The organism is Clostridium nigeriense (genome assembly GCF_050585265.1).
GTDB lineage: Bacteria > Bacillota > Clostridia > Clostridiales > Clostridiaceae > Clostridium > Clostridium nigeriense_B.
Genome location: NZ_JBNOOE010000002.1, coordinates 368,423 through 384,371, shown reverse-complemented (window position 1 = coordinate 384,371; position 15,949 = coordinate 368,423). Strand labels below are relative to the sequence as shown.

Annotated in this window: 18 protein-coding genes; 1 reads left to right on the top strand and 17 read right to left on the bottom strand. The window is 27.5% G+C overall.

Annotated features, from left to right (window positions below; translation table 11 throughout):
* Positions 1–143: 143 nt before the first annotated feature.
* The 8 genes from sufU to ACQPVP_RS03555 all read right to left on the bottom strand — a co-directional run bounded on the left by sufU (position 144) and on the right by ACQPVP_RS03555 (position 7,823).
* Positions 144–578, bottom strand: a complete 435-nt coding sequence (sufU, locus tag ACQPVP_RS03590; RefSeq protein WP_430847302.1) for a Fe-S cluster assembly sulfur transfer protein SufU — start codon at positions 576–578, stop codon at positions 144–146.
* 6 nt (positions 579–584) lie between these two features.
* Positions 585–1,814 (bottom strand): cysteine desulfurase, encoded by a 1,230-nt coding sequence (locus ACQPVP_RS03585; protein WP_430847300.1) that lies wholly within the window; start codon positions 1,812–1,814, stop codon positions 585–587.
* Entirely contained in the window at positions 1,807–2,913 is a 1,107-nt protein-coding gene (sufD, locus tag ACQPVP_RS03580; RefSeq protein ID WP_430847298.1) for a Fe-S cluster assembly protein SufD, read from the bottom strand. Before sufD ends, ACQPVP_RS03585 begins: the two co-directional genes overlap by 8 nt.
* Positions 2,913–4,322, bottom strand: a complete 1,410-nt coding sequence (gene sufB, locus ACQPVP_RS03575) for a Fe-S cluster assembly protein SufB (protein WP_430839682.1) — start codon at positions 4,320–4,322, stop codon at positions 2,913–2,915. The genes sufD and sufB overlap by 1 nt, the downstream gene beginning before the upstream one ends.
* Positions 4,323–4,339: 17 nt before the next feature.
* On the bottom strand, positions 4,340–5,089 hold the full coding sequence (gene sufC / locus ACQPVP_RS03570) for a Fe-S cluster assembly ATPase SufC (RefSeq protein WP_430847296.1): 750 nt from the start codon (positions 5,087–5,089) through the stop codon (positions 4,340–4,342).
* Positions 5,090–5,399: 310 nt separating this feature from the next.
* Positions 5,400–5,951, bottom strand: a complete 552-nt coding sequence (locus tag ACQPVP_RS03565; protein WP_430847294.1) for a GNAT family N-acetyltransferase — start codon at positions 5,949–5,951, stop codon at positions 5,400–5,402.
* Between the two features lie 65 nt (positions 5,952–6,016).
* Complete coding sequence (locus tag ACQPVP_RS03560; RefSeq protein ID WP_430847292.1) at positions 6,017–6,991, bottom strand: alpha/beta fold hydrolase; 975 nt, start codon at positions 6,989–6,991, stop codon at positions 6,017–6,019.
* Between the two features lie 247 nt (positions 6,992–7,238).
* Positions 7,239–7,823, bottom strand: coding sequence for an NUDIX hydrolase (locus ACQPVP_RS03555; protein ID WP_430847290.1), 585 nt, complete (start codon positions 7,821–7,823; stop codon positions 7,239–7,241).
* A gap of 141 nt (positions 7,824–7,964) precedes the next feature.
* Between ACQPVP_RS03555 and ACQPVP_RS03550 the strand changes: the two genes are divergently transcribed.
* Entirely contained in the window at positions 7,965–9,101 is a 1,137-nt protein-coding gene (locus ACQPVP_RS03550) for an AI-2E family transporter (protein WP_430847288.1), read from the top strand.
* 68 nt (positions 9,102–9,169) lie between these two features.
* Here ACQPVP_RS03550 and ACQPVP_RS03545 read toward each other — a convergent pair whose 3' ends face one another.
* The 9 genes from ACQPVP_RS03545 to ACQPVP_RS03505 form a co-directional block, all read right to left on the bottom strand.
* Positions 9,170–10,867: a bifunctional diguanylate cyclase/phosphohydrolase gene (locus tag ACQPVP_RS03545; protein WP_430847318.1), complete on the bottom strand. Its 1,698-nt coding sequence runs from the start codon at positions 10,865–10,867 to the stop codon at positions 9,170–9,172.
* Between the two features lie 55 nt (positions 10,868–10,922).
* Positions 10,923–11,057: a cyclic lactone autoinducer peptide gene (locus ACQPVP_RS03540; protein WP_430839676.1), complete on the bottom strand. Its 135-nt coding sequence runs from the start codon at positions 11,055–11,057 to the stop codon at positions 10,923–10,925.
* The gene (locus ACQPVP_RS03535; RefSeq protein WP_430847286.1) at positions 11,057–11,716 is read right to left on the bottom strand and encodes an accessory gene regulator ArgB-like protein; all 660 of its coding nucleotides are present in this window, start codon (positions 11,714–11,716) and stop codon (positions 11,057–11,059) included. Before ACQPVP_RS03535 ends, ACQPVP_RS03540 begins: the two co-directional genes overlap by 1 nt.
* Positions 11,713–12,177 carry a hypothetical protein gene (locus ACQPVP_RS03530; RefSeq protein WP_430847284.1) on the bottom strand — a complete coding sequence of 155 codons (465 nt, stop codon included), beginning with the start codon at positions 12,175–12,177 and terminating at the stop codon, positions 11,713–11,715. Before ACQPVP_RS03530 ends, ACQPVP_RS03535 begins: the two co-directional genes overlap by 4 nt.
* Before the next feature lie 34 nt (positions 12,178–12,211).
* Entirely contained in the window at positions 12,212–12,763 is a 552-nt protein-coding gene (locus tag ACQPVP_RS03525; protein WP_430847282.1) for a DUF5317 family protein, read from the bottom strand.
* Positions 12,764–13,106: 343 nt separating this feature from the next.
* Positions 13,107–13,565, bottom strand: coding sequence for an S-ribosylhomocysteine lyase (locus tag ACQPVP_RS03520; RefSeq protein WP_430847280.1), 459 nt, complete (start codon positions 13,563–13,565; stop codon positions 13,107–13,109).
* Positions 13,566–13,649: 84 nt separating this feature from the next.
* Positions 13,650–13,817: a GNAT family N-acetyltransferase gene (locus ACQPVP_RS03515; RefSeq protein ID WP_430847278.1), complete on the bottom strand. Its 168-nt coding sequence runs from the start codon at positions 13,815–13,817 to the stop codon at positions 13,650–13,652.
* Between the two features lie 278 nt (positions 13,818–14,095).
* Entirely contained in the window at positions 14,096–15,049 is a 954-nt protein-coding gene (locus tag ACQPVP_RS03510) for an MraY family glycosyltransferase (RefSeq protein ID WP_430847276.1), read from the bottom strand.
* Between the two features lie 257 nt (positions 15,050–15,306).
* Complete coding sequence (locus tag ACQPVP_RS03505) at positions 15,307–15,948, bottom strand: V-type ATP synthase subunit D (RefSeq protein ID WP_430847274.1); 642 nt, start codon at positions 15,946–15,948, stop codon at positions 15,307–15,309.
* Between the last annotated feature and the right edge of the window lies 1 nt (position 15,949).

The following is a 15,949-nucleotide window of genomic DNA, read 5'->3' as shown; positions in this document are numbered from 1 at the left end:
TTATTAATTTTGATAATATTTTTAATCTTAAATTTTATCCACAACTAATAATAGAAAAACCCTCTGTTTTTAAACAGTGGGTTTTTCAACAAACTGAATAAAAAAATCATTTTATTCTTATAAAATGATTTTTTTATAGCTCATTACTTATTATCTTTTTCCATAGCTTCTTTCAAAGTATGCCATGCTAATACTGCACATTTTACTCTTGCAGGCATGTTTGATATATTCTTAAGAACTATTGCATCTTCTAATGCTTCCAACTCATCCTCGTCATCAATCTCTCTTTTAATCATACTGATAAAAGTTTCTACTAATTTCAAGGCTTCTTCTTTACTCTTACCTTTAATTAAATCTATCATCATTGAAGTTGATGCTTGAGATATTGCGCATCCTTGACCTGTAAAAGCTAAATCTTCTATTATATCTCCATTTAACTTTACTTCTAATGTGATTTCATCTCCACAGCTTGGATTGTGACCTCTTTCGCATAGATCTGCATGATCTAACTTTCTTCTATTATGCTTAGATGCACTATGCTCCATTATAAGAGTTGTATAAATTTCATTTAAATCCATTAAACCCTACCTCCATTTTGAAAACATATCATATGTTTTTTTAATTGCTTCTACTAACCTATCAATATCTTCCTTAGTATTATAGAAATAAATACTTGCTCTAGCTGTTGCATTTACTCCTAAATATCTCATTAAAGGTTGTGCGCAGTGATTTCCAGCTCTAATACAAACTCCAAATGTATCAAAAATTGAGGCAATATCATGTGGATGAACTCCATTTATTTCAAAGGATAACACTCCACCTCTTTTTTCAACATCTCTAGGTCCATATATTTTTACATAATCTAACTTACTTAATTCTTCCATAGCATAAGACATTAGTTCTTTTTCAATTTTCTCAATGTTATCCATTCCTATTTCATTTAAGTAATCTATTGCTTTTGATAATCCTACTGCTGCTTCTACGTTTTGAGTACCTGCCTCAAATTTATATGGCAAAACATTGAAGGTAGTTTCTTGCTCATATACATATTCTACCATATCTCCTCCAAATATTACAGGCGGCATCTTTTCTAATAATTCCTTCTTCCCATACAATACTCCTATACCCATTGGACCTAAAAGTTTATGTCCTGCAATAACTAAGAAATCTGCATTTAAATCTCTTACATCTACTTTCATATGAGGTACACTTTGAGCCCCATCTACTATTACTATAGCTCCTTTAGAATGTGCATATTCTGCTATTTGCTTTACAGGATTTATAGTTCCTAAAGCGTTAGATACATGAGTTATACTTACTATTTTAGTTTTGTCAGTGATTTTAGTATGAACTTCTTCTTCAGTCAATTCCCCATTTTCATCTGTATACATATATTTTAAAATTGCACCCTTAGCTTTAGCTACATTTTGCCATGGAATTAAATTTGAGTGATGTTCTGCTATAGAAATTACTATTTCGTCGCCTTCATTAATAAAATTCATTCCATATGACATTGCAAGTAAATTGAAAGCTTCTGTTGCGTTTTTAGTAAATATTATTTCTTCTGAATGTTCTGCATTAATAAAACTTCGTACTTTTTCCCTAGCTTCGTCGTAAGCCTCAGTAGCAAGGACGCTTAATTCATAAGCGCCTCTATGAGGATTTGCATTGCTCTTTTCATAATAATTTTTAATTGCATCTATTACTACTGTAGGTTTTTGTGTTGTAGCAGCACTATCTAAATAAGCTATTCTCTTCCCATTTTTCTCTTTATTTAAGGTAGGAAAATCCTTTAAAAAATCTTTTTTATTCATTATCCAAACATCCCTTTATTACAGCTAAAATTTCATTTTTTGTTGAGTCATCTACAACTTTATCTATTATTGGATTAAAAGCACCTTCAATTATTACTCTTCTAGCATCATTATAGCTTAATCCTCTACTCATTAAATAAAATAGCTTATTTTCATCTATCTTTCCTGATGCTGCTGCGTGCTCACCAGATACATCATCTTCATCACATAATAATAATGGAAGAGCTTTTGCTTTTACCTTTGGTGATAAAATCATACAATATTCATCTTCAGCGCCTTTACTTTTAGAAGCTCCTCTTTTAAAATCGATAGTTCCTCTAAATATCTTACTTGCTTCTCCCTTTAACGCACCTCTTGTAGTAATTTGAGATTTACTTCTTATTCCTCTATGAGTAACTATATAGTTCATATCTATTACTTTTTTATCTCCACCAAGATAAATTGAACTTAATTTAGATTCTGAACTATCTTCTATCAAATCTCCATGATAATTTGTAACACTTACTTTTCCACCTAAATCTATTGAAACAAATTCTACCTTTCCATAACTATTTATATCTGATAAATTTGAATCTATATTTACAGTATTTCCATTTAATAAATTTACTTTAACTACTTGTATATTACTATCATTTTTACTGAATATTTTGCATACTCCATTATGATAGCCTTCAACTTCGTCCTTTGAATTGTATTTAATAATTATCTTTGCTTCAGAACCCTCTTCTGCAACTACTAATATATTATCTACTAAAGTACTATTTTCCTTATCCATATTAAATTCTAAGATTATCGGGTCTTGAATTCTTGCTCTTTTTTCTATATTGATAAGAAACCCTCTGTTAAAATCAAATTCACCTTGATTAACTAACTCTTCTGATGCCCCATAAACAAATTTTTTATTTAATGGAAATATCTTTCCTTTTTTAAATTCTTCTACAGTTACTCCTTCAAGTTCATTACCAGTTATTTTATAATTATTGAATTCTCCAATTTCTGGAGAGTTATAATTCTTTAATGTTACATCATTAACTTTTAACCAGCTCTTAGTTCTCACAGGAGTCTTGTTAATATTATTAAAACTTATATTATTACTCATTATCCTATGCTCCCTTCTAATTCAAGCTTAATTAAGTTATTCATTTCTACTGCATATTCTAATGGCAATTCCTTTGATATAGGTTCAACAAATCCCCTTACTATCATCGACTTAGCTTCTTCTTCAGAAATACCTCTGCTCATTAAGTAGAATATAGCATCATCACTAATTTTTCCGATTTTAGCTTCGTGTCCTATTTCAACATCATCATTCATTAAATCTATAACAGGAATAGTATCTGACTTAGAAATATTATCTAACATTAAAGATTCACAAGATACTACTGATTTAGAATTATGAGCATTTGCATTTACTTTAACTACACCTCTATAAGTTGCAACTCCTCCATTTTTAGAAATAGATTTAGAATTAATTGTTGATGATGTATTTGGTGCAGCATGGATTATCTTTGCTCCAGTATCTAAGTTTTGTCCTTTACCTGCAAATGATACTCCAGTGAATTCTGCCTTTGCTCCTTCACCCTTTAAAATACTCATTGGATATAACATAGATATTCTAGATCCAAAAGAACCTGATATCCATTCTATTGTTCCATTTTTTTCTACTATTGCTCTCTTAGTATTTAAGTTAAGCATGTTCTTTGACCAGTTTTCTATAGTACTGTATCTTAACTTAGCTCCTTCTTTTACGAATAATTCAACACAACCTGCGTGTAAGTTAGTAACGTTATACTTTGGTGCTGAACATCCTTCTATAAAGTGTAGGCTAGCTCCTTCTTCTACTATAATTAGTGTATGTTCAAACTGTCCTGCTCCTGGTGAATTTAATCTAAAGTATGATTGTAATGGAATATCTACATGTATGCCCTTTGGTACATATACAAATGATCCTCCTGACCAAACTGCTCCATGAAGTGCAGCAAATTTATGATCACTTGGAGTAACGCACTTCATAAAATACTCCTTAACTATTTCTTCATGATCTCTAATTGCAGTTTCCATATCAGTGTATATTACACCTTGTTTTACTAGATCTTCTCTAATACTATGATAAACTACTTCTGAATCGTATTGAGCACCAACACCTGCTAAGGATTTCTTCTCTGCTTCTGGAATACCTAAAAGATCAAATGTTTTTTTAATATCTTCTGGTACCTCTTCCCAACTTTCATTTAACTTAGACTTTGGTCTAACATATGTAACTATGTTATCCATATCTAGCTCATCTAAAGATGGACCCCAAGTTGGTAATTTTATCTTATTATATATTTCAAGAGATTTTAATCTAAACTCTTTCATCCATTCTGGCTCTTCTTTTTCTTTTGATATTGTTTCAACTATTTCTCTAGTCAATCCCTTATCAGTTTTAAATTCGAATTTATCTTCATTTTTTACGTCGTAAATTCCTCTTTCTACGTCTTCCACGTAGGTCTTGTTTTTAATTTCCAAAGCTAGTCACCTCCTTATTACATGGCTTCTACTTTAAAAGCTTCATATCCATTTTCTTGAATTTCATCTGCTAAACTAGCATCTCCAGTTTTAACAATCTTTCCATTAACTAAAACATGAACATAATCCGCGTTTAAGCTTTCAAGAATTTTATTATTATGTGTTATTATTAAAACTCCATTTTCATCATTAGCGAACATCTTAATACCTTCAGATACTATTCTAACAGCATCTACATCTAGTCCTGAATCTGTTTCATCTAATATTGCTAATTTAGGGTTTAGCATAAGCATTTGCAGTATTTCATTTTTTTTCTTTTCTCCACCTGAAAATCCTACATTTAAATATCTCTTTGCATATTCTTGATCCATCTTTAATTCTTTCATATTATTCTTTAAGTCTTTATCAAACTTTAAATATTTAATTAATTGACCTTCTTTTGCTATTTTTGCACTTCTAATAAAGTTTTCAACTGTTATTCCTGGAACTTCTTCTGGACTTTGGAAAGATAAAAATAATCCTTTTTTAGCTCTTTCATCAGTCTTAAGATCTGTTATATCTTCGCCTTCGAAAGTAATATCACCTTCTACTCTTTTATACTTTGGATGAGCCATTAAGGTATTAGCTAAAGTTGATTTACCAGCACCATTTGGTCCCATAATTACATGTATCTCACCTTTATTAATTTTTAAATCTAACCCTTTTAATATTTCCTTTCCTTCTACTGCTGTTTTTAGTCCATTTATATTTAATAAAACATCGCTCATTTTTACATCTCCTTGTTGTAAATATTATATATTTAAATTAAATCTTATCATTTCACTCTGAATTAATTATATCATACTAAACTACTAAGGATTAATCAACTGTTATTTTGCTAATAATCAACTATAATAGCTAATTACATATTAATAACTTTTATTATCTTTACATTTCTAATTAATATTTTATTTTATGTAGAAAACTGGTATTAAATAAATTTAATTTATACCACAAAAAAAGCAGCAAATATGTTATATTAGTCGCTCCGTCACAAGCTACAAATAAGTCTAACACAACATATTAACTGCAATATATTTATATTTCCTTAGCCAATACGTATCTTCTTAATCCTCCGTACTTTAATTTATCTTTTTTAATCTCATACCCTAATTTTTTAAATGTATTTACACTATATTTATTATATGGTGATGCAGTTGAAGTTAATATTTTAACTTTTTCATCTTTAGCTATATTCTCTATTTTTTCACATAGAACTCTTTGAAGCCCATTTCCTCTATAATCACTTCTCACCACTGTAGATTCTACTTGAGCAACTTCTAGTAACTTCTCTCCTTCTAAATCTAAATCATAACCATAGTTGCCCTTTTCATATCCTTTTTTTATATAAACTGCCATTGCTATTAATTCATTTTTTTCATCTAAGTAGCCTATAATTTTACCACCATTTTTTAAATAACTTATAAACTCTTCTTTTTCTGTTGGAGCATATAGCTGCTTATCTTCTAAATCTTCTATTATATTATCTTGTAGCTTTATTATATCCTCTATATCATTTAAGTCTAAAATTTTATATCTTGCATTAACTATTACTCCTGATTTATTTTTAAGCTTTAGTATTTCTTCCAAGCCTAACCCCTCCCTTTCATATCTATATTATCATATTTTTCTGTCTTAATATTGTTACGTTGTTTTTATGTGTTATTTTCTAAAAACTTAAATATTGAATCTAGATATTCTTCTAAAATATCGTTATTTTCTAGATAAAGCTCATGCTTAGCATTTTTAAACTTTATTAATTTACAAGTCTTACATCTTTTTGCAAACTTTTTAATGCCTCCATATCCAACTAAGCCATCATTTCCTGCCTGAAATAATAATATCTTAGCCTTTATCTTATCTATATTTCCCCTTTTTAAGGCATATTTAATTGCATTCAATGATTCATAGAGCCATCTAAATGATCCTCCCCCTCGTTGTATTTTATTATTTGAAACTATCTCTCTATAATAATAATTGTATCTACTCTCATTTGATGTAGATGCTAAAAAGAAATCATATGTACCATCATAGGGCATATTACCAAGTATAAAATCATCACCCTTTCCAAATATTAATGCCAATTTAGCTATAAGCCTAGCTATAGCCCCAGGCACTTTCCCAATTGCTATTTGAAGCATAGGAGAAGATAAAATTACCTTACTGAAATATTGTGGATATTTTTCAATAAACATAGTTCCTATAGTACCACCCATAGAATGAGCAAATAAAAATAATTTTTTATTTTTTCTTATCTTTATTTCATTATCTATAAAATATTTTAAATCCTCTATATAATAATCAAACTTTTCTACATTAATTTGGCTTTTATCATTTGCTCCTAAGTTACCAGACCTTCCATGACCTCTATGTTCCATAATAAATACAGAATATCCTTCCCTAGTAAAATAATATATTATTTCCATATACTTTTCTATACATTCTGTAAAACCATGAGAAATTACTATTCCTCCTCTTTCATTTTTTACTTTATACTTTTCAAAATATATTTTATTTCCTTTTTCTCCTGTAAAATTACCACAAGTCTTGATATATGTAAGTTTTTTTCTAACATCCTCTACTATGTCCTCATCCATACCAAAATTAATAAAATACTTTGCATTACTCATTATTACTACCTCATAATAATTAATCCTTAGTATTCTACCTCAATTTAGCAAATTTTATTAAAAAAATAAGTAAATATGTTATATTAGTGCTCCGTCGCAAGCTCCAAGTCGCTCTAATATAACATATTTACTTCTAAAAACCGAAGGTAATAATTCCTCTTTCCTCAGAATTATGTATTCTACTCTGTCGCGAGCTCCAAGTTGCACTAACATCTCATATTTATTTCTAACGGCTAGTGGTTTAAATTTAACTTAATATAAAGTTTTGTATTGCTAATAATGTTTTTATATCCATAATTTCATTTGATTTAAGTAATTTATTAGCTTCTTCTTTTGTAACCATAATAACTTCTATGTCTTCATCATCTTCTAAGTTTTCTTTTGAAACTGTTCCATTGCAAGTACATTTTACAAATGCAACTGATTCATCTGTCATACCAGCTGAAACATATACTTTTTCTTTAGTTCCTTGCTTATCTATACTTATGAGGTCTAAGCCTGTTTCTTCTTTTAATTCTCTTCTTACAGCTTCTTCAAACTTTTCATTTCCATCTACTAAACCTGCTGGCAATTCTAGAACATAATTATTTATAGGTACTCTAAACTGCCTAATAAGTACTAATTTATTTTCATCAATATGCTCTGCAAAAATGATAACAGCATCTATATCATCTTCTCCATTATTGAAAAACTTATTTTTAACTGTTTCCAAACTTTTTCTTGATGCTATTGTCCAATTTCTTAAATTGCCTTTTTTATTAACATAGTCAGCACTATATAAAGATAAGTACTTAGTAGCTGCTAATGTCTTAATATTTTTAACCTTAGTCATTTTTTCATCTCCATAATTTCTATTTTCTTACTATATATTTTACTTTTATTTTATAAATGATTCAACTTTATCACTAGATTTATTGCAATTATTGCTTTAAAATTATAATATACTATTTTTACATGATGGAGGATGTCTTAATTGAAGGAAATTAACAAGAAATTCAAAGAAAATATTTTATTGGGAACCTATTTAATTATTTTATATTTCATTCTATCAAACCTCAAGTTAGTAGGATCTACTTTTGGAAATATATTCAATATAATTAATCCTTTTATAATAGCCTTTTCTATGGCTTTTGTTTTAAACTTACCAATGATGTTTTTTGAAAATAAGGTTTTTAATTTTTTAGATAAAGAAAAATCAAGTTTTATTAGAGGCCTAAAAAGACCATTATCAATTCTAGCTACATTTATTACTCTTATAGGCTTAATTATAGCCTTAGGACTGTTTGTTATTCCACAATTATTATCTAGTGTATCTACACTTTTAGTAGCAGTTCCAGATTACTTAAAATCTTTCGAAGGTTTAATTAATCAATATTTTACTTCTACAGAAATATTGCAAAACATATATAATACACTTATGGGTACTTGGAAAGAATTACTTCAGTTCTCTGCTAATTTTTTAACTACATCTTTAAGTGGTATTCTAAATACTACAGTTACTATAACTAGTGGAATTATTAATTTTATACTTTCTTTAGTACTAACTATATATATGTTAGCAAGTAAAGAAACTTTGATATATCAACTTAAAAAGTTCTTATATGCTTTTACAAAAAAAGATTTTGCAGATAAAACAGTAGAAATCGGTAGGCTAGCTAATAATACATTCTCCAAATTTATTACAGGACAATGTGTTGAAGCCTGTATACTTGGTGCTTTATGCTTTATTGGTATGAATATATTCTCCATGCCATATCCATTATTAATAAGTGTACTTATAGGTGTTACTGCATTAATCCCTGTTTTTGGAGCCTTTATAGGTACAATTCCAGCTGTTTTCTTAATACTTATAATAAACCCAATTCAAGCTCTTTGGTTTATTATATTTATTCTATGTCTACAACAATTTGAAGGAAATATTATTTATCCAAAAGTTGTTGGTAACTCAGTTGGGCTTTCTGCAATATGGGTTATGCTTGCTATGATCGTTGGAGGAAGTACCCTTGGATTAGTAGGAATGTTAATTGGTATTCCAATCTTTAGTGTAGCTTATCAACTAATTAAAGAATATACTAATAAAAGATTATCTAATAAGGAAATAAAATTATAAAAGGGCTGTTTATCGACAGCCCTTTTATATAGAAAGTTATAGCTATTATAAATATTTTTACCTTAAAATTAAAGTAATGTATCCAACTTATCTTTATATTCTTGAATTACCTCTATAAATTTATTAGCTATTTCAGGATCAAACTGTGTACCACTATATTTCTTCAACTCTATTATAGCTTCATCATAAGTCCTTCTAACATTATAGGGCCTATTTGAAGTCATAGCATCAAAACTATCAACTAAAGTAAGAACCCTAGCTAAATAAGGGATTTCCTCCCCCTTTAATTTATAAGGATATCCAGTTCCATCATATTTTTCATGATGATGTAATATTATAGGTATAATATTTTTTAATGACTTTACCGGCTTAATTATTTTTACTCCATCTTCTGGATGTCGTTTTAATTGTTCCCATTCTTCATTAGTTAGAGGCATCTTCTTTATTAATATATCCTGAGAAATATTAATTTTACCTATATCATGCATATAAGAGGCATATACTAATAAATTCTTATCTTCATTACTTAATTCTAATTTATCCGCCAATAATCTACTATAAAACACTACTCTTTCTGAATGTCCATATGTATACCTATCTTTAGCATTTATTACACTGATTAATGTCTTAATAGATGTAACTAATTCTATATCTTTTTCATCTATATCATCTTTTAATTCATCTAATATTGATATATATGTCTCAACTCTATTTTTATTAAAAAACTTTGCTCTATATAAAGCATCATCTGCACTTTTTATAAGTTCTACATCGTCCTTAGCCTTATCAGGATATGTTGAAACCCCCATTGAAGCAGTTAATAACCCATTTGGTTGATTTTCCTCTCCATAGAATTTTGTAGACTCAATTTTTTTTCTAATTTTATCTGCTATATAAAGTGCTTCTTTTTCTGTTGTATCAGGTAATATAACTGCAAATTCTTCTCCACCATATCTTGCAGGTATATCATTTTGTCTAACATTATCTCTTAGTATTTTTCCTATAGTCCTTAATACCTCATCACCCTTTTGATGCCCATATAAATCGTTATAATGCTTAAAATAATCTATATCAACAAATATCATAGAAACAGGTTCTTTATATTTCTCTGATATTGCTACTTGCTCTTTTAGCGTATCATGAAAATATCTATGATTAAACACTTGAGTTAAACCATCTTTATTTACTAATTCTTCCAACCTACTAATATGTTCACCTTCAATCCTAACATAAAATCCTAAAGGCCATGCTGTTAAAATAAAAATTCCCGAAAGAATTAAATCATTTTGAAAATATTTATTAACAGCTGTATTAGATACACCTAATATATCCATTCCTAATATTAAAACTGAAGAAATTAAAGCAACTACTAGCCCACTTTTTAGACCCAATTGTATTGTAGAACTGGTTATTATAAAAAGAAATATATATTTATATTCACTTTTATACCCTCCTGATAAAAGTACTGACATAAAAAATATTGCGATAAAAAACAAGTTTTCTATAAACATTATATATCTATAATTTTTCTTATCCATTCTTTTAGCTGATGGAAATGACCATAAAAAATATATAAATAATAATATTAATCCTGCTATAAATATCCCCATAGAAGCTGATTGCCTGTAAATCATATTTTCAGATAACTTATCAGTATCAAAAAAATATTGAAAAAATATAATTCCCGTAAACATTAATGATGCCAATTTCACTATTGAAACCATATCATTTATTTCTTTTAATCTATCATTTTTCATCTTCATCATAGCAATAATCTCTTTCTGTATTAAATGAAGATCGGGAAATCCGATCTTCATTTAATTATTCATCTTTTAAAGCTTTTGGCTCTTCTGGTTGATACATAGCCCACCAGCAAGCTGAAGTAGATACTACAGATGCAATTACTGTAGCAAAAGCTGCAACTGCCATTAATACTTTATTGTTTAATCTTTTCATTATCGTTCACCTCTTTTAAAATTAAGTATTTTTATAAATAAAGAATCTACTATATTAACTATGAAATAACCAAATTTTGTCAATGTGAATACCTGCCATAATACACCAATATATATACATGAAGAATATATTAAAAATACATTCTTTTTGTTTACATAACTTGCAATTATGTTAAATATTACAATCATCATATAAATAGACAATATAATAATAGATCCTCTTTTTAACCTTTTAATTTTATCAACCTTTTTAATAGGCTTATTGGGACTATCTACTGGTGCTAATTTGTAAATAATAATAAATGAAATAATATATACTAAAACTCCTACAAAAATTATATAATTGCTATTTAAACTCATATTTTTAATTATATAAGCTGGAATAACAGCTATTAAAACACCAAGTATTGCACAATTAGTAGCAGTACTAGCATGTGCCCCTCCTGAAAATTTTCTTAAAATAGCTGAAGAAAAAGAAATTATTAATGCTTCAATCATTACATTAAAAATGGCTCCAACTATTGCTACTAATAAAATAGATATTCCCATATGAAAAAAAGCAAATAACCCATATTCAATAATACTTCTTTTATCTTCATCTAAGTTTAATTCTCTTTTTAAATTATTAGATATATTTCTACTTAATAATTCTAAACTCATGCTTTTTTATACTTCTTTCTTTTTTTATTTATCATATAAAATGTTGATATTATAATTCCTGTAATAACTAATGACGGTATTCCTAAAATAGTTTTACTAACTGGATCTTTAAATAAAGTTTCCAAATCAAGATTAATAAAATTAAGAATAAAAACATTTATTGCTTCTGAAATTAGCTGAACCAAATATGTAAATATAATACTCTTAATTCCATTAATAACATCTATTTTATTGTATGAAACTATTATAAATAATAAAAATAATACTGATAAAATCATATGTACACCATAATTTATTGGTAACATCCTAGTAATATAAATAATTATTGAAAATGCTATACTAGTTACTAAGTACTTTTTTCTATTTATCTCTGTTTTAGAAAAAATATAAATTGCAAATATAACTAAAAAACTTTCTGGAATTGCCCTTAAGACAAATTCTATTGGTTGTAATTTCAACATTTTTATTCTCCTTTTAATCCCATTATTAAGTGAATTAATAATTTTTCTCATTTGTTAAATTTAGCTGCTTCACTATACTATATAATATTATAAATACAAATACTCTTATAAATATATCCCCTAAACTAAGTACACTATATCCTATATCAAATATGTCTGTTAGAACTTTTAATTTAGTATTAGCATCTCCTAATATATGTATATCATTTACCTTATTAAAGGAATCGTAATTCGCATATCCTGTTAAATATGAAATAGTTGGGAAAACTGGCATATATCCATTATTTGCGGCAATAGCTATATCGTTTAATATACCTCCAATTGCTACAAATATAGAACCTACTATAGCTGATATATATTGCTTATATTTAAATATTAATGGAAGATATGAACATAAATAAAAAGTTTTTAACAATCCTACATAATTTATAACTCCATAGTTCTCCATAAAAATATTAATTTGAACAAATAAATATACTAACTCCATAAATATTACTGGATAGATTGTCCAACTTTTAAATAAAGGTCTTAGTTTAAATCCTTTAATTTTGCAAATTACAAATGAAATTATGATAGTTTCAATCATTATTTTTCCCTTCTGATTTCTTTATTTATCCTAATTAATAACTATAATAATTATACTATTACCTGTTATTCTTTTCCATAGTTTTTCATTATTTTTATTTATTTTTACATAATTTTTGTAATTAAGTAGATAAAAGTAAAACAAGAGTGTATTTTAAATATAACTTCCAACTGATATTAATAAATTTACATAAATAGCCTCACAATTCTTTAATCAAAAGGGACCATTATAAACAGCCCCTTAATTTAAAATCTATAATTTTAATTTTTGTAATATGACTTATTAAAATGCTTTAATTATACATTTTTATTTTGCATTTTCTATAGCTACTTTATAATATTTATTAATTTTCTCCATAAATATTTAATGAAAATCCTCTATCTAAAGCCTCTTTTGCATATTCTTTGGCACCAAATAATGATAAATCTCTATAATTTCCACATTGAATTTCATTAGCTGCAGGTATTTCTTTTGCATCTAAAACCCCTTCTAATGCCACTTCTAATGCCTCTTTTATTTCTTCTGGGCTTCTGTCTCCCCAAATACTTAAATAAAATCCTGTTCTACAACCCATAGGAGATAAATCTATAATTCCATCTAATTTACTTCTAAGCTCATGTGCTAATAAATGCTCTAACCCATGCATTGCTGCTGTACCAAAAGCTTCTTTATTAGGTTGTAAAAATCTAATATCAAATTTAGTTACCTTATCTCCTTTTTTTCCTTCAAGTAAACAACACTTTCTAATATAAGGTGCTTTAACAATTCTGTGATCTAATTCAAAACTTTCTACTTTTTCCATTTCTACTCCTCCTCCAAATATTTATATAATTAATTTACTACATTTTCATAATTATTAATAGTGTTAATAATTAATGAAATACTATTACTTTATCCAATCATCTTTAAATATTGCCATAGGAATCTCATCATAATACTTTCCATTTCTATATATCTCATTTTTTAGTAATGCTTCTTCTCTGAAACCAAGCTTCTTATAGGATGAAATTGCTCTTTTATTAAAAGAAAATACCATAAGCTTTATCTTATTCATATTTACTTCCTCAAATATAAATTTAATTAGTATTTTCAACGCATCACTTTAACTTCTTCATCATTTATAAATTCTACTGCCTTTTCTATATCCTCTTCTTTATAAGCCCTTAATTCAACTAATTTACCATTATACATATAATGCTCCCCCCTTTTTATATTTCTATAAAGAATATCATTCAAATATAAGCAAATCAATTTATGATAATATAATTTTATAATTTCCTAAAGAATAAAAAAAGAACTCTATTCATAATAGAGCTCTAATTTTATATTGTATTATTTTTTTATAAGTAGTAATATTATTGAAATTAAGCTAAAAGCTAAACTAACCATATTTATGTATGTTACTACTTGCTTTGGTGTAAATCCTTTTGCCTCTAACCTATAATGAATTTGACTTCTATCAGCTTGATAGACTGGCTTTCCATCTTTAAATCTTTTAATTATAACAAATATATTATCAAATATAGGTATTGCTAAAGCTAATATAGGTATAAATAAGCTCATAAATGTAGCTTGCTTAAAAGCCCCATCTAAAGCAATTATACTTAATATAAATCCTAGAAAGTTTGCTCCTGAATCTCCCATAAATATCTTTGCTGGATATTTATTATACATTAGAAATCCAAGGGTGACTCCTGAAACTATTAATGACATACTAATAGATTCACTTTGATTCAATATTATTGCTGCCCCTGCAAAAGTTATTGATGATATAAGTGAAAGTCCACCTGCAAGTCCATCCATTCCATCAGACCAATTGATCACAGTTGTTACTCCAAATATCCAAGTAATAGTAAGAATAAATTGTATTGTTTTAGATAGCAATAAATATTCTCCAGTAAAAGGATTTGTAAACCCTCTAAATACTACTCCTGCATTATAAATAATAAAAGCTGCTATCAATTGTATAATTAGCCTTGGGTATATCGGGAACTCCTTCCCCCTAGTTTTATAATAATCATCAACTAATCCTATTGATAAAATAAGTAATGATCCAATAAATATCCAAATTTTCTCACTTGTTATACTATAGTTATTAACTAAAAAATATACTATAAAAAATCCTATAAACATGGCTAATCCCCCACAAAGTGGTATCTCTTTTCCATGTTTTTTCCTTTTAGTTGGTTTATCTGTAAAACTGATTTTATAAGATAATTTTATCAAACTTGGTGTTATAAAATATACTAGTAAAAATGCTAATATAAAAGATAATATATATCGCATAATATGCTCCTTAAATTCTATTTATTATGTTAATTAACCATTATCTTATTATACTATTATCATTACTTATTATCAATTACAAAAGAGTTACGTTTTATAATAAAAAAGTTATTCAAAGGGTACCATCTTTATAATTCCCTAAAGAGTAAAAAAGCAGTAAATATGTTATATTAGTCGCTCTAATACAACAATATTTACTGCTAAAAACTAAAGTAAGTAAATTATAAAATTATATTTTATGGTTTGTTAGGAAGCCCCTAACTCTTTGCTTGTATCATATCTTTAACTTTCATAAGTCTAGTTAAAGCTCCTCTTTCATTTTCATCAAGCTTCATTCTAATATACTTAATAGTTTCCTGTAATGAAGGAATAGTCATATATTCAAGAGCATTAACTCTTCTTCTAGTCTTCTCTATTTCATCAGCCATTAATTGAGTAGATTTTTCAACTTCTGCAAGTTCTAATAGCTTTGGCAATATACTGTAAAGTTTAGAAATAGAATCATCTAATTCTGATGATGTACTTGCAAAGCCATATGGAAATATACTACCTTCATCACCTTCAAGCTGCCTATGAAAGTCCATCTTTGGAACATTAACACTCATTATATTTTTAGTTCCTACTTCAACTGATATACTTTCTTTTGGATAAGCTACTGCTTCTTCTAGAAATTCTGAGCTCATAACAGCTCTAGCCATAACAAAATCCTTAAGTGCTCCTTGAAGCTCTGCTTCTACAGATTTTCTTAATTCATTATTATATTTGACAAGATTAACGAATTGTCTCATAAGCTCATCTTGCTTATCCTTTAAAAGTTTATGTCCTCTTGTTGCTGTAACTAATCTTTTTTTAAGCTTAGACATCTCCATTCTAGTAGGATTGACATTTAATCTTGCCATG